A 22,869-nucleotide genomic window follows, 5' to 3' on the forward strand; every position below is an offset into this window, starting at 1 on the left:
AAAATAATTGGTAAAATATACAAAAGAAAAAAATTTGAAAAGGATAGAATGGGGTAAACTATGAATAAGACAAATTTTCATACTCACAATTACCGATGTGAACATGCCGCTGGAAATGTAGAAGATTATGTAAAAGTCGCAATCAAGGAAGGCTATACTGAACTTGGAATCTCAGATCATGCTCCAATGCCTGAATATTATGAAAATAACCGAATGAAGGAAGAGAATTTGGACGGATATTTAAAGGAAATTGAAGAGGCACAGGAAAAATATGGAGATAAAATCAAAATTTACAAATCACTAGAAATCGAATATTTTCCAGAATTTCTTGAAAAATATGATAAATATCGAAAAAAACTAGATTATCTCGTTTTAGGCTTACATGCATTTAGAAAACCTGGTGATAACACAAATTATAATGCCTGGAAAATAAAAACAGGCGAAGATGTGTTAAATTATGCAAAATATATGGCTGAAGCGATAGAAAGCGGAAAATTTGACTACATTGCACATCCAGATTTATATGTAATAAATTATCGGAATTGGGATGAAAGCTGTGAAAGAGCAGCGCATATTATTTCTGAAGCAGCAGAAAAAATGAATGTACCGCTTGAAGTAAATGCAAATGGAATAAGAAAATCATTTGAAAGACATCCAGATTGGGATAGATATATGTATCCATATAAGGAATTTTGGGACATTGTGAAACAGTACAATGTTAGGACAATAATTGGTTCAGATGCACATGATTTTAACAGGATGGAAGATAAAGAGATGGAAATTGCAAGGGAGTTTGCAAAGGAAATTGGGCTGAATGTAATTGAGAGTATTTTTTGAAATTGTAATATGAAAAAATAATTTTCAATTTACAAAGAGTAATACGAGATTAGCTGAAAAAATAGCAAAAGAAAATGGCTTTATCTGAATATAAAGATTAAAGCAATAGTCTTGCATAGAAAATGAAAAATTAAAAGAAAGGAGTGTGTGATATTTGTTATCATACAATAAATAAAAATGGATAATAGTTTTAAATTTTTAAAAGGGGCAAAAATGATACATCCGACAACTGGGATAACTTTGGAATATTTGGATAAGTCTAATGCAGTTTGTTTTGTATTGTTTAATGAAACTAAAGAAAAGGCAATTTTGGTAAAACAGTTCCGTCCAGGTCCGAAGGATTATACTTTGGAGGTTTGCGCTGGGCTGATTGATGGGGATGAAGATCCTAGGACAGCGGCTTTTAGGGAATTGCGAGAAGAAACTGGATATTTAGAAAAGGATATTGTGGATGTAGAAGAATTGCCACAAGGGCTTTATGTGTCACCTGGGTATACTACGGAAAATCTGTATTTTTTTAGCGGCAGATTGAAATCAGATGATATTGAGCCACTTGAGCAGTCGCTGGATAATGGAGAAGATGTGAAGGTTGTCTGGGTTGATGTGAAGGATATTTTAAAACTTTCAAATGATATGAAAACGATACTTGCGATAATTTATTTTTCGAGAAAAAAGTAGGATATTTAAAAATAAAAAATAAAAATGTAAGATGATAGAAAGGGGGAATTAATGGATCAAAATGATAAAATAAATTTAGATAAAGAAAATATTGACATTAATGCTGACATTGATACAAAAAAAATAACTCAAGAGGAAAGTACACAACTGAATGTGGAAAAATTAAAAGATGAAATCAGAAACCGTATGTCTGAAGAAGATGTTCAGAATTTTGAAGAGGAAGAGGAAGCATCGCCTGAAGAAATGGCTGAGGAAATTCAAAAAATTGAAACAGAGAAAGAGCTGGAAGAGTATTTTGAGGATAATCATTCGATTGATATTGCGGAAAGTTTTGAAGAATTAGATGATGATGAGCTTTTAAGAGTATTTAAGCTAATGAGTGATGAAAATAAGGCTAGTGTTTTGGAGCAGGCGGATGAAGAATTGCAGACGAGAATTATAGATTTGCTTTCAGATGAGGAAGATATTGATATTTTGGGATATATGTCGCCAGATGATGTGGTTGATATTTTAGGATATATTGACATTCAAAAAAGCAAGTCGATTCTTGACAAGATGAAACGTTCACAGGCAAATAAATTCAGGGAGTTGCTTGGTTATGAGGAGGATACGGCTGGGGGAATTATGACAACTCAGTATATTGCATTTAAGCAAAATTTAGAAATAAAAGATGTGATGGCTAAGCTAAAAATTATTGCTCCAAAGACAGAAGTAATTGAAACTATTTTTGTTACAAATGAAAAAAAGGAACTTGTGGGAGAAGCTGATTTACGGGATATATTGATTTCTTCTGAAGAAACAAAACTTGAAAATATAATGGATGAAAATATAAAATATGTCTATGTTGAGGAAGATCAGGAAGAAGTAGCGAGAATAGTATCAAAATATGATTTACATGTAATACCAGTTATCAATCATAAAAAAAATATATTGGGAATTATAACAGTTGATGATATTATTGATGTAATTCAAGAGGAAAATACGGAGGATATTTTGAAATTAGGGGGAATTTCAGAAGAAGAGGAGATTGATTCGACATTTTTATTTTCTGTTAAACAAAGATTGCCTTGGCTAGTCATAAATCTGGCAACAGCTTTTCTTGCTTCATTTGTAATTGGACTATTTTCCAATACAGTCGAAAAAGTAGTTATTTTATCTTCAATAATGACGATAATTAGTGGAATGGGAGGAAATGCTGGAACTCAAGCTTTATCTGTAACAATTCGTGCATTGGCATTAGGAGAAGTTGATCTAAAGGATACGATTGGAATAATTGGAAAGACACTTTTAGTTGGGGCAATAAATGGAGCAATTTTAGGATTATTGTGTGGAGGAATTTTGTGGGCACTTTATGGGAATTTTTATATGGGATTAATTGTATTTTTGGCAATGATTGGAAATCTTGTAATTGCCTGTATGATTGGATTTTTAATTCCAGTAACATTAAAGGCATTAAAAATTGATCCTGCGATGGCTTCAGCTGTGGTATTAACGACAGCGACAGATTGTTTTGGATTTTTAATATTTTTAAGTTTGGCAACGGTATTTCTAAATAAATTAACATAATATTTTATAAAGACGAATTTGAAAGGAGGAAATTATGCAAATTAATTTACCCTTACCTACAATAATATTAATTTTATATATAATTTATGTGATTTTTTCTATTATTATGAATAAGATTAAGTTTAATGCAGAAAATTTGGAAGAATTGGATGGGGAATTTATATTTACCTTTATACCAAAAATAAAAAAACAGCAAATATATTTTAATATTAACGAAGTAAAACTTTGTATTTTAACAAGAATTTTTATTCGTCAGGGAACTTTTAAGACAATAAATTTTAATATTCTTTTAAACGATGGATATAGCTTGAGATTAAAGAAAAAGAGAGAATGTCTATTATTTTTAAAAGTATGCCGTGAAAAAAAAACTGAACTGTATCAAAAAATTTTAAGTATGATACCTGCAGATATGACAGTTATTTCAATTTTGGAAAAAGAATTGGATAATTTTAAGGGTTAAAAAATATAAAAGAGAACATAAAAATGAATCTATTGAATTTATTTAAGAAAAAGAAAAAAATAAAATCAGGGGTATGCTTTTCAAATCAGAAATCAGTTGAGGAACTTTAAAAGAATTTTTTGGAAACTTATGCAGATAGAATTGATACTGTTACTGTAGAAAATGGAGAAAAATTAACTGAAAAAACCAAAGATTTTATCTTGAGTTAAAAAATGGAAGTAAATATATCTGAAAAAAATGTAAAAATACGTAAAAAATGGGATATTATAAGAAGAATTGTGGCAATAGTAATGACACGGCTTGCTGCATAAACTTATCTTGAAAAAAAGAAAATAGACAAAAGAAATTGTCAACGATCATTGATATTTTTGAAGAAAAATACCAATTTAGACAGGTATTGACTGAACGTGAAAAAAATTATTTGGAAAATTCATCAGATTCTAAAGATTTAAATATTAAATTTTATTTTATGTTAGAAGCTGTTAAAATGCTGCTTTGGGTGTTGTCAGTTATTGATATTGAATTTGATGACTTTAACGTGTTTTGCTAGAAAGTGTGAGATTCGTTCACAAAGCAAAATTTTAGATATGCTAGATTATTTGTATAGATTGAACTGGGCAAATGTTGAAATAAAATTGGAAGGTTATGATAAAATCGTAGATGAAGGTATTTTGTATTTTAGCAGACTTGCATTAGAATGGGTTGTTCAAGAGGGAAAAAGCATAGAAGAAATTATTATTCATATATGAGTATATTTAAAAAATTAAATAAAATAAATTAAAATTTATTTTTAAAATAATTTTATTATGGAAAATTTAAAAAATAATGAAAAATACGGCTTCATTCAAAATAATTTTAAAAATTAATTGACAATGGATTTTAAAAATGCTAATATAAAAATGTAAAGATTAAAATTAGTTTTTTGAATAATCATAAATGTCATAGAAGGAGAAAAAGTACAATGAAAAAAATCGCAATTTTAACAAGTGGAGGAGACTCACAAGGTATGAATACAGCGATAAGAGCTGTGACAAAAGCTGCCATCAACAAAGGTATGGAAGTTTATGGTATAAAAAGAGGATATAAAGGTATGCTTGAAGATCAAATCACTCCATTAACATTATTAGATGTAAGTGGAATTGCTGATAAAGGAGGAACGATCTTACTATCAGCAAGATTGCCTGAATTTAAAGATCCTGAAGTTAGGGCAAAAGCGGCAGCTAATTTGAAAAAATATGGAATTGACGGATTAGTTGTAATTGGTGGAGATGGATCATTCCATGGTGCACATTACTTATATGAAGAACATGGAATCAAAACAATCGGAATCCCAGGAACTATTGATAATGATATAGCTGGAACTGATTATACAATTGGTTATGATACAGCATTAAATATTATATTGGATGCAATTTCAAAATTGAAAGATACGGCAACTTCTCACGAAAGAACATATTTAGTTGAAGTAATGGGAAGAAACTGTGGAGATTTAGCACTTTATTCTGCAATCGCAGGAGGAGCAAGTGGAGTTATGATTCCTGAAACTGAAAGCTCAATTGATGATTTAGCTGAAGTAATCAAAAAAAGACGTGCTGAAGGTAAATTATATGACATAATTGTTGTTGCTGAAGGTGTTGGAAATGTTGTTCAGCTTAAAGAAGAATTATCAAAAAGAATTGACACAAGTATAAGAGTTACAATTTTGGGACATATTCAAAGAGGTGGAGCTCCAACAGCATTTGATAGAATTTTAGCTACAAGATTGGGTGTTAGAGCTGTTGAGTTAATTGAAGAAGGAAAAGGTGGATTAATGGTTGGAATCCAAAGCGAAGAAGTTACAACTCATAAATTATCTTATGCTTGGGAAAATTATTCAAAAGCATCTGCAGCTGATTATGCAATTGCAAATATGTTATCATTATAATTTAGTAAAAAAATTATGTTAGTTTAGTAATTTTTTTATTTTAACAAGATGTAAATGAACTTTCTTGCTTTTTAGTAAGAATTCATTGATAATTTAAGACAATGAAAATTTTAAATTAAATTTTAGGAGGAAAAATGAAAATTAAAATGACTAAAGTTGTTTGTACCATTGGTCCAAAAACTGAAAGTGTTGAAATGTTGACAAAATTAGTAGAAAGTGGAATGAACGTAATGAGATTAAACTTCTCTCACGGTGATTTTGCTGAACACGGACAAAGAATTAAAAATATTAGAGAAGTAATGAAAAAAACAGGTAAAGAAATAGGGATTTTATTAGATACTAAAGGTCCTGAAATCAGAACAGGAAAATTAGAAGGTGGAAACGATGTATTACTAGAAACTGGTAAAAAAGTAATTATGACAACTGATTATGATTTTGTCGGAAATGCTAGTAAATTTGCAGTTTCATATCCTGGAATTGTAAACGACTTAAAAGTTGGAAGTACTGTTTTATTAGATGATGGTTTAGTTGGATTAAAAGTTGAAGCTATCAACAAAGAAGCTGGAGAAGTTGAATGTGTTGTTACAAATACTGGAGAATTAGGAGAAACTAAAGGTGTAAACTTGCCAGATGTTTCAGTTGGTTTACCAGCATTAGCTGAAAAAGATATTGCTGATTTGAAATTTGGTTGTGAACAAGGTGTAGACTTTGTAGCAGCTTCATTCATAAGAAAAGCATCTGATGTTGCTGAAGTAAGAAAAGTATTAGATGATAATGGTGGAAAAAATATTCAAATTATTCCTAAAATTGAAAGCCAAGAAGGTGTTGACAACTTCGATGAAATCTTGGAATTAAGTGATGGAATCATGGTAGCAAGAGGAGATTTAGGAGTAGAAGTTCCTGCTGAAGAAGTTCCTTTCATGCAAAAAATGATGATCAGAAAATGTAATAAAGCTGGAAAACCAGTTATTACAGCTACACAAATGCTAGATTCAATGATTAGAAACCCAAGACCTACAAGAGCAGAAGCAGGAGACGTTGCTAACGCTATCTTAGACGGTACTGATGCTGTTATGTTATCAGGAGAATCAGCAAAAGGTAAATATCCAGTAGAAGCTGTTAAAATGATGGCTACTATTTCAAAAAGAACAGATGAGTTTAAAAAATTCAAACCAGTTGAAACTCCAGGAGCAGATATTTCTGTTACAGAAGCAATTTCAAGCGGTGCAGTAAGTACTACACAATCATTGGATGCTAAATTAATCGTATGTTGGACAAAAACAGGAAGATCTCCTAAGATGATTAGAAAATATGGACCAACTGTGCCTATAATCGCATTAACTGACAATGAACAAACTGCTAGACAGTTGGCATTAGTAAGAGGAGTTAGAGCTTATGTAGAAAAAGGATTAGATAAAACTGATGACTTTTTTGCAAAAGCAAGAGAAATTGCAGCTAATCACGAAGAAGCTAAAAAAGGTGATTTAGTAGTATTAGTTACTGGAATTTCTAAAGAAGGAACAACTAATACATTCAGAGTAGAAAGAGTTGGAGAATAATTTAGTTTGATTGTTTGACATTTTAATCATAAATATTTTTATAAGGGAAACGGTTTTTATGCCTTTCCCTTTTTTAAAATTATTTAAGATTAAAAAAGAGAGGAAATAAAAAATATGAAAAAATTAGATGATTTAATTGATGTTTTTGCAAAATTACCTGGAATTGGGAGAAAAAGTGCAGCAAGAATTGCATTTGATGTACTTGATAGAAGTGAAGCTGATGTTGATAGAATGCTAGAAATAATAAAGGATTCACATACGAATATTAAACATTGTAAGATCTGTGGAAATTTATCTGAAAATGATATATGTGAGATTTGTACTAGTAAAAAAAGAGATAAGGAAGTGATTTGCGTAGTTGAAGGAGTACGGGATGTGATTGCTTTTGAAAAATCTGAAACATATAATGGGCTTTATCACGTTTTAGGTGGAAAAATTGATCCTTTAAATGGGGTTACTATTGAAGATTTGAATTTGAGAAAGTTGATGAATCGGCTGGATGGGAGTGTTAAAGAAGTCATATTGGCTTTAAATCCTGATTTGGAAGGTGAAACTACAAGCTTATATTTGACAAAATTTCTAAAAGAAAAAAATGTTAAAATTTCAAAAATTGCAAGTGGTATTCCAATGGGTGGAAATATTGAATATACTGATATGGCGACGTTGGGGAAATCGCTTGAGGGTAGAGTCAATGTGGATGATGCAGATTAATCTTTTAAATTTATATTTAAAATTATTTTGAGTTTTTAAAACAAAAGGAAGAAAATTTTTGAGAAAAAATGCAGAAATTAAATCCAAAAAATAAAAAAAACAATATGGGCTAATTTCAATAAAAGATTAAATGAAATAGCCCATAGTTTAGTAATTCAGAATTATAATCAATCTGCTTAAAAATTAAAGTAAAAATATATTGATTAGCTATAGAATGGCTAACTTGTTATTTTAGCTTCAGCTAGAAATATTAAAAAAAAATTTAGTTATAATTTCTTTTATTTATTTTCCATACATTTCTTCTATCTTTTCGTCATCAATTCCAAATAAATAAGTTAGTGCAAATCCGCCTGCATAAGCTCCTAGCATTGCGATTATAAAGTAAATCCAAGTTCCCGGAACAACAATAAGAAGTCCGAATAAGCCTGAGACACCTTGAGAAATTGTTCCTAAGTGGAATAGAACTGCAAGAATCCCACCAATTCCAGAGCCTAGACAGGCTGTAATAAATGGTTTTCCTAATGGTAAAGTTACAGCATACATTAATGGTTCGCCAATTCCAAGTATTCCAACAGGAATAGAATCTCTTACCATATTTTTAAGCCGTTGATTCTTAGTTTTTATATAAATTGCAATTCCTGCTCCAACTTGTCCCCCACCTGCCATCATAAGTATAGGAAGCAGATAGTTAATTCCTTTTGTAGGTCCTGTCGGATCATTAAGTAAGGTGTGTATAGGAGTTAAAGCTTGATGTAGTCCAACTGAAACTAAAGGAAGGAATCCAGCTGCCAGTATATATCCTCCCAATATTCCTAATTTCTTATATGAGAAATCAAGAATAGCGAATATGAAGCCCGTTACAACAGTTCCTAAAGGCTGAATTATTATTAGGGCTATAAATACACCTATTATTAAAGTTAAAAGAGGAGTAAAAAATGTATCAAGCATTACAGGAACTATCTTTCTTATATTTTTTTCTAAATATGCAACTACTATACCCATAAATAACGATGCAAGCAGTCCTCCCATTCCAGGTGCAAAAGGCTTACCTGTAAAAGGAAGTATAACTGCACTCTTGTCTTCTACTTTAAGAAGTAAGGGTAAGGCTGGATTTGTGATAAATATTGATCCCATAATTCCACCAAGCACTGCAGTTCCGCCAAATTCTTTTGCTGCATTCATTCCTACATAAATCGCAAGATATCCAAACATAACAAATCCGATACTTCTTATCGCAGCAAACCACCATACTGTATTATAAGCATTTTTTGTTGCAACATTTATTACATTTGTAAGGCCCATTATTAACCCTGATGCGATTATTCCAGGTAATAGAGGTACAAATATATTTGCAATTTTTTGAAGAAATCGTTGGACAGGGCCATTATGTTTTTGTTTATTTACTTTCTTATTTTCACTTGCTACATCCTTTACGTTACTATCTGAAAATCCTAGAGCAATACCACTAAGTTTTGAAAATTCATCTCCTACTGCATTTACTTTTCCAGGCCCTAGTATTATCTGTAAAGTTTCAGCATTTACTACGTTCAGTACTCCATCAACTTTTTTTAACTTTTCTAAATCTACTTCATTTTTAACTTTAACTCTAAGTCTTGTCATGCAGACTGCGTTTGAAGCAATGTTTTCCTTGCCTCCTAAAATTTGATAAATTTCCTTTGCTGTTTTTTTGGCATCCATAATGCTCATCTCCTTTGTAAGTTGAAGTTTCAAAATCTTTTAATTAAATAGTTAAAGATAAATCTATTAGATAGAGACATTTTTATTTTTTTACAAAAGAAAATTTTTGCCAAGGTTTGATGTAGTCAATTAAAAATATTTCTTCATCTGCTATCTTTCCAACAACATTTGATTTTCCAGTATTTTTCATTTCTGTTTTTGCAATCAAAAGTTCCCCTGCGTAATGTCCAAATTCGCTACTTTCAATAATTATATCTCCCTTTTTTATTATTTCAGGAGCATTAAAAATTTTAAAATTATGTTTTTTATATTTTACACGGCTATTTGTAGAACGGATTAGATTTTCAGAAATATCACCTCTATTAAAGTGAAATTCATCAAAAATTATTTTTTGTTCTATTTCAGGAACATTTTTTTCAAGTTCAATTGAGAAACTTACCATATCTTTACGTACCTTTTTAAATTCTTCTAATTCTTCATCAGTTGGATAGCAGTTTGAAATAATTATATCGTCAATTGTTTCTAATGCGATAAAATGTTTGAACTGAACTATCAATGGTAAATTACGATGCATTTCCAAAGTTGGTAATCCTTGTGTTACTGGCTTAGGACCAAAACTGTTTTTAGATTGTGAAGTTATAAATGCGGCTGTTCGTAATCCATATTTTGTAAAATTTTCTGTACATTTTTTGAAAAATTCCAAGCCTAATCCTGTGTGGATATGAGGATAAAAGTTATGGCATCCTATTAGATTATTTTTATTTGGGCGATAATCCATAATTGTATTGATATAATGAGTATCGTTGCTCATATTTATTTCAATTTTTAAATTTTCTTTATTAAATGTCATAATGCTTTCCTGCAATCCAGTAAATCCAATATCAAGCCTAATTCCGTCAGCTCCCATTTCCTTAAAGAAAGTTAAATCATCATAACTGATTCCCAAATCATCAAAAACTCTTGGATTTACATCCAGAATAATCTCAAACCCTTTTTCTTTAGCATAATAATTTACTTTTTTAAATTTTTTTAAAATTATTTCTTTATCCTCTGTAGAAGAAAGCAAACAACTGAATATTCGGCTAAAGCCAGCTTCAAAAGATTTGTCAATATAACTTATCAATTCTTCTTCAGTTGTCTTTCCAGGATAAATAGAAATTCCTAATTTTCTCATTTTGTGTTATTTCCCTTCTTCTATCTATTTTTATTCTTGTGCTTCAGCATGTTCTTCTGCCAATAATTTTTTCTCATAGGCATTAAAGAAAGGATAGTAAATTGCAACAGAAATTATAATAAGAAGTATATTTAAAATAACTGCTCTAAAATCTCCATTTGTTGCTAAAAATGCTCCTATTGGTCCAGGTAGAGTCCAAGGCGGTGTTGAAGTTACACGGTTTACCAGTCCTGCTACCATTGCAAAATAAGTGATAGAGGCATTAACTATTGGAACAATTATAAAAGGCGGCAATAATGTAGGATTCAATACGATTGGAGCTCCAAAAATAATTGGTTCGTTTATGTTGAATATTGAAGGAAGGATTGCTGCTTTTCCTAGTGTCTTACCGTAAGTTGATTTTGATTTAAGTAGCAGTAATAGTGCAAATCCTATTGTTGTTCCTGAACCGCCAATCCAAATGAACCATTGGTATAAAGGTTCTGCCGCAATGTGAGGAATATTTTGTCCATTTGCCAAAGCTGTAGCATTTTGTTCAAGAAGCATAAGCCACAATGGACGTACAACAGATCCGACAATTGAATCACCGTGAATTCCAAAGCTCCAGAAGAATGTAATCATAAATACGATAAGTATTACAGAAAACCATGAATCACTAAATTTCAGGACAGGTTTTATAATTGAGCCTATTATATCGTGTAAATCAATATTTAGCCAGTAAGTCAAAATTGTCAATGTGAAAATAATTATTGCCGCTGGAGTTAAGGCTTCAAATGAACGTGCAACTGATTCTGGCACAGCTTCAGGCATTTTTATTCTAAATCCAGTTGTTGTAGTCATTCTATATACTTCAACTGCAAATATTGCCGCTATTATTCCTACAAATAAGCCTGCAGAGCCTAATCTTGACATTTGCAGAGCATACCCAATATCTTCCTGAATAATTTGAGAGCCTTTTGTACCCTCTTCAACAATAATTTGTACTGCTTTTCCACCAATAGTTTGATTTATCACTTCAATCGGATTAATCATTTTTGGCATGATTGTAAGCAAAAATGCGCAGACTGAGAGGATTGCCCCTGTGATTCCGTCTAACTTATACGATTTTGCAAGGCTGTAACCGATTCCCATAACTGCGTAAAGTCCCATTATGAACATTGTCATACGGTAGGGCAGTAGCATTTGTACTGCATGTTTTTTTGCTAAAACTGAGATTGCCCATTCTTTTGGAAAAGGTGGGAACGCTAAAATTAAAAATATTGATCCGACAATGATTAGTGGCAATGTAGAAACTATACCGTCCCGTATTGCCCTTAAATGTCTTTGTTCTGATATTTTTGCCATTTTTATTGAAAGTTGTTCTAAAACTGCCATAATTTACTTCCTTTCCTATTAAAATATTTTTTTTATTCATTTAAATAATAATTAGTTTCAAGAAATTGAGATTTTTAGTAAAATTTAATATCTTAAAATTTATTAATTGGATAATAATTCTTGAATCTGTTTTAATAATTTAGGGCCTCCAAGTGGGCTATATCCTTGTGGCGTAATCATTGCGCAAGGTACTTGGGCTTCCTTTGCTTGTGCACTTAATATATCAAATCTGTGTCTTATTTGAGGTGCAACCATTGCCACGTCATATCCATTTTTCACTTCATCTTCAAATTGCTGTGTACTTACAGCCTTTACTTCAATTTCTACACCTTTTGATTTTGCTTCCTTTTCTAGTGCTTTTACCGCCACTGCGCTTGACATTCCTAGCGAACATACAAATAATACTTTCATTTTAAATCCTCCTAATTTTTATTTTTTTTCAAGTTTATCAATTCTTTTATACATTTTTATCATTCCTTCAATTAATGTTTTAGCTTCAATCGCTGTCATTAAATGGTCTTGCGAGTGAACAAACAAAACTGAAGGTGTAATTCCTTCTCCATTTACTTCTGCCTGAATTATGTCGGTTTGAATATTATGAGCCGACAGCAGCGCCTCATCCGCTTCTTTTAATAAATTTTCCGCCTTTTTAAAGTTTCCCTTTTCCGCTTCACCCAATGCCTCATAAGCCAGTCCTTTTGCCATTCCAGCACTGTTTACAATTTCAAATACAACTAATTCCATTTGTTCCTTATCCATAATTTTTTATTTTCCTCCCTTTTGATATTTTTCTCTATTTTCATAATAATCCTTAAACTGTGGTAAATATTTTTCGTGTGCATCCAGAAGTTCATTCAAAACTTTTCTTCCAATTGTAGTTCCAGGAATTAATGGATTTGTAGTGAAAGCCTGCAATGCGGTGTAATAATTTCCTGTAACAGCCGCTTCCACAGTCAGTTCTTCCATTGCCTTCATTAATTGAATATATCCTCTCTGCCCAGCATTTGGAAATTTACCAAATGTTATTGGTTTAGGCCCGCTTGCTGTAATGTATGAGGAAATTTCAACTGCCGAATTATACGGTAAATCTGCGATAGCTCCTTTATTTCTAGTATTTACCGCCATTATTATGCCTTTATCATTGTAGATAGCACTAATCAGTTCACAAGCTGCATCAGAGTAATAAGCACCACCTCTTTGTTCAAGCTGTTTAGGTTTTTCCTTCAAATTTACATCCTTGTAAAGTTCAAAAAGTTCTGCTTCAACTCTTTTAACAATTTCCCCTCTTGTTCCATTCTCCTTATATGATTTCAGCCCTTCAGCCAGCATTTCATCCTGTAAGTAATAATATCTATGATAGTCACAAGGCAACATTCCCAAATTTTTTATCTGATCATAATCGTAATTTATGCTTACAATATTTTTTACGCCAAGATTTTCCTTATCCTGCCTTTTATCCCATAAATCCGCCGTAAGTTCATTTCCTTTCTTGTCCCAAACCTTGTACCAGACAAAGTGATTCAGCCCTGCAAATTGGAATTTAAACTCGCTAATATCTTTTTCATAAAGGCTTGCACAATCCATCTGAGTATGTACTGGAATATTGCAAAGTCCGACAACTTTTTCAAAATTTCCATAATTTAGTACAGCTTCTGTTACGATTCCAGCTGGATTTGTAAAGTTAATGAGCCAGGCATTTGGAGCAAGTTCCTTTATATCATTTACAATATCAAGTATTACAGGAATTGTACGAAATGCCTTAAACATTCCTCCAGCCCCATTTGTTTCCTGTCCCAAAAGTCCGTTTTCAAATGGTATTCTTTCATCTTTAATTCTCGCATCAAGCAGCCCCACACGAAACTGAGTAGTCACAAAATCCGCATCTTTTATAGCTTCCCTTCTATCCAGCGTCAAATAAACCTTGCAGTCAATACCAGCCTTTTCCACCATTCTTTTAGCCAAATTTCCAACTATTTCTAATTTTTCTTTTCCTTCTTCAATATCAACCAGCCATATTTCCCTTACTGGCAATTCCTTTATCCTTTTAATAAATCCTTCTATCAGTTCAGGAGTATAGCTAGAGCCTCCACCAATCGTTACAATTTTAATTCCGTCTTTTTTTCCCATTTTTTCAATCCTTTCTAAATTGCTAAATATTTTTTTCAGAATATTCATGTATCAATTTTGCCACATTATTATCGTATTGTTTTAATTTTTCCATTGCCATATCTTTATCAATATCCAAAAGTATCATAGAAATAGCTGTTTTTACATCATTTCCGGCTTTTTTCAAAACAGAACTTGCAATTTCATAATCAGCCCCAGTAGTTTTCATTATTATTCTTTTCGCCCGCTCAACCAGTTTCTGATTGGAAGTTTTTACATCCACCATGTAGCCTGAAAATACTTTTCCCAGTTTTATCATAATTGTTGTGGAAATCATATTAAGTATCATTTTCTGTGCTGTTCCCGCTTTCATTCTGGTAGAGCCTGTAACAATTTCAGCTCCAACAGGGACTTCTATAGAATATTGACTAACCTTTGATAATTCAGAGTTTTTTGAGCAAGTTATACTTCCTGTAACTGCACCAATACTGTTTGCATATTCGATGGCACCCAAAACATAAGGAGTTCTGCCAGAAGCCGCAAGTCCTATAACTGCATCATTTTCAGTAAGATTAATATTTAGCAAATCCTGTTTTCCCAGTTCAGGACTATCCTCAGCGTTCTCCTTAGCCTTGAATATCGCTTCATTTCCACCAGCAATTATTCCTTGAACTTTCTCAAAGGAAACTCCGTAAGTAGGAGGACATTCCGAAGCATCAAGTATTCCAAGCCTGCCTGATGTTCCAGCCCCAATATATATAATTCTAGTTTCTTTTTTATATTTTGACAAAATAGCATTTATCAGCCGTGAAATACTGCCCAGTTCATTTTCTACGCAAAATGCCACTTTCTTGTCTTCCTCATTTATTCTTCTCACAATCTCAAGGCTATCCTGCAGTTCAATATCCTTGCTGCTTGGATTATTTTCTTCAGTAGACAATTTTTCCAGCTCGATCATCATTTACCACTTCCTTTAGGTCAGTCTATGTTATAATTATATCTCGATTTTTCTCAAATGGAAGTCTATTTTTAAATTTATCTAAAAAATTTGTTTAAAAGAGAAGAAAAGTACTGATAAACTTAAATTCTATTAAAAAAAATAGGAATAAAATTTTATAACAATTAATTTGATAGTCTTATTAAAAAAATCAAATATCCATCTTAAGGACTTTTATAATTTTAGTTTAAAAATATTATGATTAATAAATGTTTTTTCTATTTTTTTATTCAATTTTTTTGTAACGTAAGGGCATCAAACGCCATGCCCTTTTTCGCAATAACAATTATTTTAACATGTATAACTGGCTGCTACTTAGAGATAATGGCGAAACGTTCTACGAACTGCCCCGCTTTACGCAAAACTTTCTTATAAAGAAAAAATAAAACTCGCTTCGGAGCCAGGGTTGCAAGGGAAATGGCGATTGATTTCCCTTGCCATATAAAAAGAAAAAATATAAGATTATGAAAAAATATTTATTAACAATAAGAAACTTTTAAAAATTTAAATAAAAATCCTCTATATGGATACTTAATGATAAAATTTAATTAAAGGATATTTTAATAGTTACATAAATTGTATAATAACACAATCTTGTAAAAAAAGCTTTAATTGTATAATTCTTTTGATTTTTTGCTTTTTAAATGTGAAATAGTATAAAGTTTAGATTTGGTGAATTTTAGAAACTTAAAAAATTGAAGTAAAAAAACAAGAGCATAATTATTTTTTACACTCTTGCTTATTTATAGATGATTAAATTTATTTGTTAAAAACAACAGATACAGCCAATATAAAATTTATACTTTTTATTTTATTAAACTAAATACAAAATATGGAAGAAACCCCATGCACATACTTGAAAAAATAATCCAAAGTCCCGACACAGTCTCCACAATTTTTCCTGATAAATCCTTTTTCAAAAATTTTACCATAAAATATATCGAAACTATCAATATTATAAGCAATGTTAATCCACCAAAGAAAAAATATTTTTCATAAGTATGGGCAAGCCCAAGAATGACAAGAAAATATTCAATAATAAAAAGTAGACTTAAAATAACCACAGCTTTTTTTCTCCCCCAAAGTTTACTATATGTTTGCACTCCATGTTCCTCTTCATCAGATCTTCTCGTTTTTCTTCCAATTTCTAGAACAATTCCGTTTAGATAATTTAATGCAAAAAGAGGAATTAGGGCAATATCAATATTATGTCTATACCATTGCAACGCTCCAAATTTAAAAATATTTTCTGCTTCGCCTAATATGATATATTGTGTAGCATTTACAATAACAAGAGTAATAAAAATCATTATTACAACGTGAGATAGAGCATAAATTAAAATTCTTTTTGTAAGCCACTCTTTTATAAAAAATTCCTTTGCCATTAAAAACATATAAAACCATACTATTATCATAAAATATATAATTTTAAAATCTATAACATACGCAAGAATTATTTGTATAATAACAGTAGCAATTCCTATTTTTCCCAATGCTTTTAAAGTTACTACTCCTCTTTGAACAGGACGGTAAGCCCTGTATTTTAAATCTTCTTCATAATCCTTAAATTCATCTGTAATTCTTAATTGTAAGAAAAACATAAAAATTATGATAAATAAAGCAACTATTTTATGCCAAGGCATTGGCACTTTAATTTCTTTTGAAAAAATCTGATTAATGATTTTTGAATTATATAGTAATCCTGTATAGATATATCCTGACAAAGTAAAAATTAGTACAAAAATTGAGTTTTTTCCTAATGGAAACCGTTCATTCAGATATATTTTGAAGTTTTTTATATTTTGGATTATTGATTTTTTTGAATTTATATTATTTTGACTCATTTATTTCTCCTCTTACAATATTATATATAAATAGATTTTACTGACAATAGAAGTCAATCATGGAAAGTAAATATCCTGTATTACTGTCTACTGGTGTACTTTCAATAAAATCTTTAATTTTATACCTTAATATTAATTTTTTTTCATTATACTGTTCACGCTTTTCAATAGTCATCGCTCTATCCAGAGAATGACTAAACGGACTTCCTGAACTTGCAATGCCTTCTATAATTCCTCCTAAAAAATCAAAAAACAGTCCTCTTGCTTTAGAACGTATATGAGTCTGATACTTTTCATCAAGATATGACAAGTCTGCCTCACTCTTTTCTGCTGAAAGATAGAATCTTTTCAAAGATCTTCTATCATATAATGAAAATAATTTTAATCCCTCCTGAATTAATTCTTTTGCTTCTGTTTTCATAAAATTTCCTTTCTGAATTTAAATTTTTAAAGTTTTTCAACTATCTCTTCCAGCCTTTTATAATCTGTCTTACTGTTATGCCTCTTATCCATTGGAATCTCAGTTTCAATTATTTTAAATATTCCAAATTTTTCTTTTAATTCTTTAATTTCATTATCCTCAGACAAATCTCCTTTAAATTCAGGATTTCTTTCAGTAAAGAGATACAATTTATTATTTTTTGAAGTAAGGACAGATTTTTTCAAGTTTTTGCAAAATGAAAAGGCAGTTTCTATAGTGAAAGGATAATAAATGTTTTCTTCAATTTGTATTAGCCCTTTAACCCTTCCAAGCAGCATAAGCTGCCCTTTTTTGTTAATATATCCCATATCTCCTGTCCTGTGCCAGTTTTCATCAGGATTTTTTTCAACATTTAGGTAACCATTAACCACGTTTTCTCCCCTTACAAGTATTTCACCTTTTAATTCTGAAGAATCTTTAACATTGTTTGATTTTTTTAATTTTTCTATTTTGAGCTCTATTTCATTAACTATTTTCCCAGCCAGCAGTCCTTTTCCATTTTTCATATTTTCAATATCTTCTTTTGTTATATCATCAAAATTTAATACCGATATTGGCTCAGCTTCTGATGCTCCATACAAAGCTGTAATTTTTGCATTTGTAAAAACTTCTTTAATTTTTTTCATAAGGCTGTAAAAAACAGGAGCGCCGCCTGTATATACCTTTTGAACATTTTCAAGCGTTATTTTTTCATCTTTGCAAAATTTTACAATATTTTGAAATATTGCAGGAGGGAGGATGACGTTCTGAATATTATTTTCCATTATTTGCTGAACAATATTTTTAAAATTTGATTCTGCAGGTTTTTTCCAGTTTAAATCAGGAATAAAAGTAGTTGTTCCTGTGGCAATGTGGGAAAAAAGAAATATTGGAAATGAAGAATAAACTGATGTTTTCTTTTCAAATTTTATATTTTTTTCAAGCACATTATGCTGCCCCAGCAAGAATTTATGAGTTCTCATAATAATTTTAGGAAATCCAGTACTTCCGCTTGTAAAGCTGATAAGAGCTGGTGTATTTTCTTCAATTTTTTCATAATTTTTAATTTTTTCATTTATTAAAAATTTTTCAGAATATTTCATCACTTTAATATAATTAATTTTTTTCCCAATTTTTCTGATTCCCTTTAGAAAAAATCCCTTCAAAAGTGTCTTCCTGCTCCCAATTATCCCATCAGGCGAAATCATCTCACAACATTTATTAATATGCTCAATTCCAGCATAAGGGTCAATAAATACAGCTTGTATTTCCATTTTAAATATTGCTGTTAAAATCAGGTAAAATTCCACTCCAATTGGAATAAAAACTACAATTTTATCTCCTTTTTTAAAATTTTTTTTCCTTAAATAATCACATACATAATTTGATTTTTCATCTATTTGGGTAAAAGTAACTTTTTTGCCTGTATGCAAGTCAAATAAAGCTGACTTATCTGGATACAGACTTCTTAATTCTTTTATTTTGTCAACTATTGTCATTTTTATACCGCCTTTTATTTAAAGTTCCTTTACAAACAAAGTATATCTTCTCAATTCATCTCCCAATAGCAATCCTATATTTTTAGATATATTTTTTTCATACATCAAAGCATAAATCACATTTTTATAACCTGATTTTTCCGCTTCCTTTACAAGTTCATCAATCAAGATATATCCCATCCCTTTTCCATTATATTGGGGAGAAATCGCAATTGTTTTGAGTATCATCGTTTCTATTTTTCCTTTATACTCAAGCTCTGCATAATCAGGTATTCCAAACACATAGCCAATTAATTCGTCCTTGAGATAAAGCATTTTAAAAAATTTTTTTACAATTTTATCTTCATAGTTCATGTATATTTTCAAAAATATTTCTCTATCCAATTCAGAATACAGAAAATTATTTTTAAATGCCTCAATTGTCAAGTCGTAAACTTTATTCAGCACAGTGATTAAATCATTATTTTCCGCAGATTTTACTGTCGTATCCTTATAATAGTCAAATTTTTTCAATTTTTCAATTTTTTTAGATAAATGCCCCCTTTGAACAGGATTCATATTTTCCATTATTGTAGAAATATAATAAGCAAGCGGTTCAAATCCAATTTTTTTAAATAATTCCACATAATATTCTTCATTAAAAGGCTCCATCAGAAACGGTGGATGATTTCTCTTGTCCGTAACATACCGATATGTATTCCAAGTAGTTCCATTTAAAGGACCTATTATTGTTTTTATCCCCTTTTTTTTGAGTTCTTTAAATACTTTATTAAAAAGCTTATCTTCATTTTTTCTGTATTTTTCATGTATATTTACATTTCCTATATATGATGTTTTTCTTCCATTGTAATTAGGACGATTGTGCCATAAATTAAGACTTCCAGCTATTTCTTTGTTTTCATTATAAAAAACAATAATTTCAGACGGACGTTCTATTTGTATTTTTGGAACTTCATTTTGTGAAATATTATTTTCCATAATGTATTTTTCTAAATTGATTTTATTTATCTGGTTATTTTCTGTTATTGTGTATTGCTTGATTTTCATTTTTAAATTTTCTCCTTTTTTATAATTTATCTTATTTATATTATACTAAATCCCATTTAAACAACAAATTTATTACAAACTTTTTTAATTAAAGGATATAAATCTAGTATTTTCAAATAATTCAAGATGTATTTTTTTACAGAGTATGGTATAAATTAATCTGTCGGAGCATTTTTTTGTGATGACAAAACTGTTTGAGCATAGCGAGTTTTTTGTCAGTGCAGAAAAATGTCGTAGACTAGCCATAGGTCGTAGGATTTGCGGCAATGAGCAATCCTACGGAAATAAGAAAAAAAGTTGAATGAATATGAATTACTTATCAAATAACCCTGATATAAAAATTTGTTCATATTTTTTAAACGAAGTTTAGTATTAACCCTAATATGTCTAAAAATAAATTGATTTATTAAATATTCGATTTTAAATAGTAAGTTTTTATAACATTCCAATTCCTAATAGCAACATAGAACAGATAAAAACTATTCCAGAAGCTATAAATACTTTTGATTCTCCGCTAAGTTCCTTTTCCTTTTCGATAATATAAAAAAACTTCATACTTGTTTCGTAAATAAATATTCCGCCAAATATAAAAATTATTATTCCAATTAGCATTTTAAAATCCAACATTTTTGACAAAGCAAGATAATTTATTATAAAGAAAACAAATGCCTTCCCTATACTTTCCATCAAAAAATTCATTCTGAATGTTTCTCTTTTTACATTTCCTGCATTATCTCTTATTAAATTTATAATTCCAAAATGCAGTGAAAAGGTAAATATATAAATAAGGTACATTTTATTTTTATCAAGTATAATGCTCATAGCAAGCCACATTGATGTGGTAAATGCTATTGTTAAAAGTCCTTTTAACGAGTCTTTAACCTGTCCTCTAACTTTTGGTGTAAAATGATAATAGCCAAGATACATTATTAATGGCGGAACAACCCATTTTATTCCACCTATAATCATAACGATATAAAGGAAAAATAAACTTGCAGTTTGGGCAACTTTTGTAAGAGTAGTTTTTTTTCTATTTAATATTATAATTATAAGAAGCATAACTATTACCCAAAGTTTATACATAAGTTCTCTCGCTGTTAAATATAAGTTTAATTTTAGGAATAAATATACGAAAAGCGGGACAAAAATATTATCCAGCCCATTCCACGAAATCATTTCAAGAATCATTGCAAGAATGCTTAAAAGTAGTGAAACAAGCACGATATTTATACTTTTAATGTTACTGAAAAATAAAAAGAAATTTATGCAAATAAAATATGTTGTAAGAAAAAATGTCACAGATCCTTCTACCGACTTTGTTCCAAATCCTGTGTCAAACTTATATTTACTATAAAATTCCCCGATAAGAGCTGCAAAGGCATCGGAAAACATAAGTATTATAAGCGGAAGAGAATACATTATTTTATCTTCGCTTGACGCAATCCATAATCCTAAAATGCTTATAATAAAATATATATCTCCAAATGTTTTCCTATTTTTTGTTTCCAAAACTTTTCTAAATCCAGCTATTTTATTTTTTATCAATCTAATGGAAATAAGTACCGTAAGAAAAATCACTCCGAGTATTATAACTGAACTCTTTTTCTCAAATATAAACGGAAGAGCCAGTCCCCCAAATCCCGAACCTATATGTAAAATTTTTCGTATAAGTTCTGAATTTAACGTTTCACTTTTTTCAAGTTTATTCAGCAAAAGAAAAAACATTATAAAACCAATAAAAACAAGTATCATCTTAGTTATTTCCATACTTTATCACCTTTTCAACTACAAAATCAGTATAAAAAAACGTTTTGTCCTTTTTATGAAGTCTTTTATCAAATTCTTCCATTCTTTGAAAATTTTTTCCAATATTATTTTTTTTGTTTTCTATATTTTCCTTCATTTCATTTTCTGTATAATTTAATTTTGCCGAATTTCTTTCCACTATCAAGTTCCAGTATGCCAATATAGCATTATTATCAGCATTATCATAAATTTTTTGCATTAATTTTCTGTAATTTTCCAAAGACATATACTCAAATATATCACTCAAATTAAATTTGTTTATTTTAAAATCTACTCCATCAAGATATTCCTCAACAGAATTCTGGACAATTTCCAATTTATGAAGATTTTTCTTAATATTTTCAAAATTTTCTTCTCGCAAAAAGTAAGGCAGGCAGTCTAAACGGTAATTTCCCATCATAATATAATGAATATAAGGATTTTCATAGCTGTCCAGCTCGCAAAGGGCATACTTGCTTCTTTTATTCATCTCTTCAGAAATATCTTTTTCTGCATACCTGAAAAATTCCTTATCCCTTCCAAATTTTCCAACTATAGATTTAGAAAGAAACAGTTTAAACATCAGTTTCCATCTAAAATTATTCCAATGTTTATTATAATATTCCTCTCTTTCCTGCCTTGACTTTTTCTCAAAAAGCCCTTCCACTCTTTTTTTATTATGTATCAAAGGAAGTATCTTTTCCCTAAAAATTTTAAAGAATTTTTCAAATTTTCCAATGTGAATCACCCCAGTTTCAATTGCTTCCCTATTAAGATCCCAATAATCTCTCACATCTTTCTCAAGTTTTTCACGTATTTTCTCATACATCCCAATTCTTTCAGAAGAATCTTTAACTCCCATAAATTCCAGCATTTCTTCATAATCAAAATTTTTAAAAATTTCCCTTTTAAGTTTAGCAAGAGCAATTTGGGGAAAACTCACATCAAGAGCCACCACTTTTTCAGGATTTTCAGCAAGCAACGAAAACACATTATCTCCTGCCGACAAAATCCCAAAGCATACATCTTTTTCACTAATATCAAGGCTTTCAAGTAATATTTCAGTATCTTCCCAACATTGGGAGTATCTTATCAAAGAAAAATCAACTTTATTTTCTTTTACTTCACTTTTCAATTATGTTCCTCCTAA

22 protein-coding genes are annotated in these 22,869 nt (G+C 30.2%); 9 read left to right on the forward strand and 13 right to left on the reverse strand.

The features are described from left to right. Positions 1 to 60 precede the first annotated feature (60 nt). The 9 genes from FVE73_RS03745 to recR all read left to right on the forward strand — a co-directional run bounded on the left by FVE73_RS03745 (position 61) and on the right by recR (position 7,735). Positions 61 to 837 (forward strand): histidinol-phosphatase, encoded by a 777-nt coding sequence (locus FVE73_RS03745; RefSeq protein ID WP_018498665.1) that lies wholly within the window; start codon positions 61 to 63, stop codon positions 835 to 837. A gap of 177 nt (positions 838 to 1,014) precedes the next feature. Then, on the forward strand, positions 1,015 to 1,515 hold the full coding sequence (locus FVE73_RS03750) for an NUDIX hydrolase (protein ID WP_018498666.1): 501 nt from the start codon (positions 1,015 to 1,017) through the stop codon (positions 1,513 to 1,515). A 51-nt stretch (positions 1,516 to 1,566) separates the two neighbouring features. After that, positions 1,567 to 3,081, forward strand: a complete 1,515-nt coding sequence (gene mgtE / locus FVE73_RS03755; RefSeq protein WP_018498667.1) for a magnesium transporter — start codon at positions 1,567 to 1,569, stop codon at positions 3,079 to 3,081. A 34-nt stretch (positions 3,082 to 3,115) separates the two neighbouring features. Beyond that, complete coding sequence (locus FVE73_RS03760) at positions 3,116 to 3,541, forward strand: hypothetical protein (protein WP_018498668.1); 426 nt, start codon at positions 3,116 to 3,118, stop codon at positions 3,539 to 3,541. Positions 3,542 to 3,887: 346 nt separating this feature from the next. Next, positions 3,888 to 4,091, forward strand: coding sequence for a DUF4272 domain-containing protein (locus tag FVE73_RS03765; protein ID WP_018498671.1), 204 nt, complete (start codon positions 3,888 to 3,890; stop codon positions 4,089 to 4,091). Next, positions 4,054 to 4,290 carry a DUF4272 domain-containing protein gene (locus tag FVE73_RS03770; protein WP_146997830.1) on the forward strand — a complete coding sequence of 79 codons (237 nt, stop codon included), beginning with the start codon at positions 4,054 to 4,056 and terminating at the stop codon, positions 4,288 to 4,290. The genes FVE73_RS03765 and FVE73_RS03770 overlap by 38 nt, the downstream gene beginning before the upstream one ends. A gap of 212 nt (positions 4,291 to 4,502) precedes the next feature. Continuing rightward, entirely contained in the window at positions 4,503 to 5,465 is a 963-nt protein-coding gene (pfkA, locus tag FVE73_RS03775; RefSeq protein ID WP_018498673.1) for a 6-phosphofructokinase, read from the forward strand. 134 nt (positions 5,466 to 5,599) lie between these two features. Continuing rightward, positions 5,600 to 7,024: a pyruvate kinase PykF gene (pykF, locus tag FVE73_RS03780; protein ID WP_018498674.1), complete on the forward strand. Its 1,425-nt coding sequence runs from the start codon at positions 5,600 to 5,602 to the stop codon at positions 7,022 to 7,024. A 114-nt stretch (positions 7,025 to 7,138) separates the two neighbouring features. Beyond that, positions 7,139 to 7,735: a recombination mediator RecR gene (recR, locus tag FVE73_RS03785; RefSeq protein ID WP_018498675.1), complete on the forward strand. Its 597-nt coding sequence runs from the start codon at positions 7,139 to 7,141 to the stop codon at positions 7,733 to 7,735. A gap of 282 nt (positions 7,736 to 8,017) precedes the next feature. On the opposite strand, the gene FVE73_RS03790 is transcribed toward recR, so the two are convergent. From FVE73_RS03790 to FVE73_RS03850, 13 genes are all read right to left on the reverse strand, one after another. Continuing rightward, positions 8,018 to 9,433 carry a PTS transporter subunit EIIC gene (locus tag FVE73_RS03790; RefSeq protein ID WP_018498676.1) on the reverse strand — a complete coding sequence of 472 codons (1,416 nt, stop codon included), beginning with the start codon at positions 9,431 to 9,433 and terminating at the stop codon, positions 8,018 to 8,020. An 82-nt stretch (positions 9,434 to 9,515) separates the two neighbouring features. Further along, the gene (locus FVE73_RS03795) at positions 9,516 to 10,607 is read right to left on the reverse strand and encodes a DUF871 domain-containing protein (protein WP_018498677.1); all 1,092 of its coding nucleotides are present in this window, start codon (positions 10,605 to 10,607) and stop codon (positions 9,516 to 9,518) included. A 30-nt stretch (positions 10,608 to 10,637) separates the two neighbouring features. After that, positions 10,638 to 11,981, reverse strand: a complete 1,344-nt coding sequence (locus tag FVE73_RS03800) for a PTS sugar transporter subunit IIC (protein ID WP_018498678.1) — start codon at positions 11,979 to 11,981, stop codon at positions 10,638 to 10,640. 102 nt (positions 11,982 to 12,083) lie between these two features. After that, the gene (locus FVE73_RS03805; RefSeq protein WP_018498679.1) at positions 12,084 to 12,392 is read right to left on the reverse strand and encodes a PTS sugar transporter subunit IIB; all 309 of its coding nucleotides are present in this window, start codon (positions 12,390 to 12,392) and stop codon (positions 12,084 to 12,086) included. Between the two features lie 18 nt (positions 12,393 to 12,410). Continuing rightward, positions 12,411 to 12,740 (reverse strand): PTS lactose/cellobiose transporter subunit IIA, encoded by a 330-nt coding sequence (locus tag FVE73_RS03810; RefSeq protein ID WP_018498680.1) that lies wholly within the window; start codon positions 12,738 to 12,740, stop codon positions 12,411 to 12,413. A 6-nt stretch (positions 12,741 to 12,746) separates the two neighbouring features. Beyond that, positions 12,747 to 14,108 (reverse strand): 6-phospho-beta-glucosidase, encoded by a 1,362-nt coding sequence (locus FVE73_RS03815; RefSeq protein ID WP_039782330.1) that lies wholly within the window; start codon positions 14,106 to 14,108, stop codon positions 12,747 to 12,749. A 22-nt stretch (positions 14,109 to 14,130) separates the two neighbouring features. Continuing rightward, entirely contained in the window at positions 14,131 to 15,045 is a 915-nt protein-coding gene (gene murQ / locus FVE73_RS03820; RefSeq protein ID WP_081617786.1) for an N-acetylmuramic acid 6-phosphate etherase, read from the reverse strand. 845 nt (positions 15,046 to 15,890) lie between these two features. Then, positions 15,891 to 16,928, reverse strand: coding sequence for a UbiA family prenyltransferase (locus FVE73_RS03825; protein ID WP_018498683.1), 1,038 nt, complete (start codon positions 16,926 to 16,928; stop codon positions 15,891 to 15,893). Positions 16,929 to 16,965: 37 nt separating this feature from the next. Further along, positions 16,966 to 17,349 carry a hypothetical protein gene (locus FVE73_RS03830; RefSeq protein WP_018498684.1) on the reverse strand — a complete coding sequence of 128 codons (384 nt, stop codon included), beginning with the start codon at positions 17,347 to 17,349 and terminating at the stop codon, positions 16,966 to 16,968. 26 nt (positions 17,350 to 17,375) lie between these two features. Continuing rightward, positions 17,376 to 18,887 (reverse strand): AMP-binding protein, encoded by a 1,512-nt coding sequence (locus tag FVE73_RS03835; protein WP_018498685.1) that lies wholly within the window; start codon positions 18,885 to 18,887, stop codon positions 17,376 to 17,378. 18 nt (positions 18,888 to 18,905) lie between these two features. Further along, positions 18,906 to 19,934 carry a GNAT family N-acetyltransferase gene (locus FVE73_RS03840; RefSeq protein WP_018498686.1) on the reverse strand — a complete coding sequence of 343 codons (1,029 nt, stop codon included), beginning with the start codon at positions 19,932 to 19,934 and terminating at the stop codon, positions 18,906 to 18,908. A gap of 435 nt (positions 19,935 to 20,369) precedes the next feature. Continuing rightward, the gene (locus FVE73_RS03845) at positions 20,370 to 21,701 is read right to left on the reverse strand and encodes a diacylglycerol/polyprenol kinase family protein (protein ID WP_018498687.1); all 1,332 of its coding nucleotides are present in this window, start codon (positions 21,699 to 21,701) and stop codon (positions 20,370 to 20,372) included. Further along, positions 21,688 to 22,854, reverse strand: coding sequence for a DUF3419 family protein (locus FVE73_RS03850; protein WP_018498688.1), 1,167 nt, complete (start codon positions 22,852 to 22,854; stop codon positions 21,688 to 21,690). Before FVE73_RS03850 ends, FVE73_RS03845 begins: the two co-directional genes overlap by 14 nt. Between the last annotated feature and the right edge of the window lie 15 nt (positions 22,855 to 22,869).

Origin of the sequence: Leptotrichia wadei (genome assembly GCF_007990545.2) — a bacterium.
GTDB lineage: Bacteria > Fusobacteriota > Fusobacteriia > Fusobacteriales > Leptotrichiaceae > Leptotrichia > Leptotrichia wadei.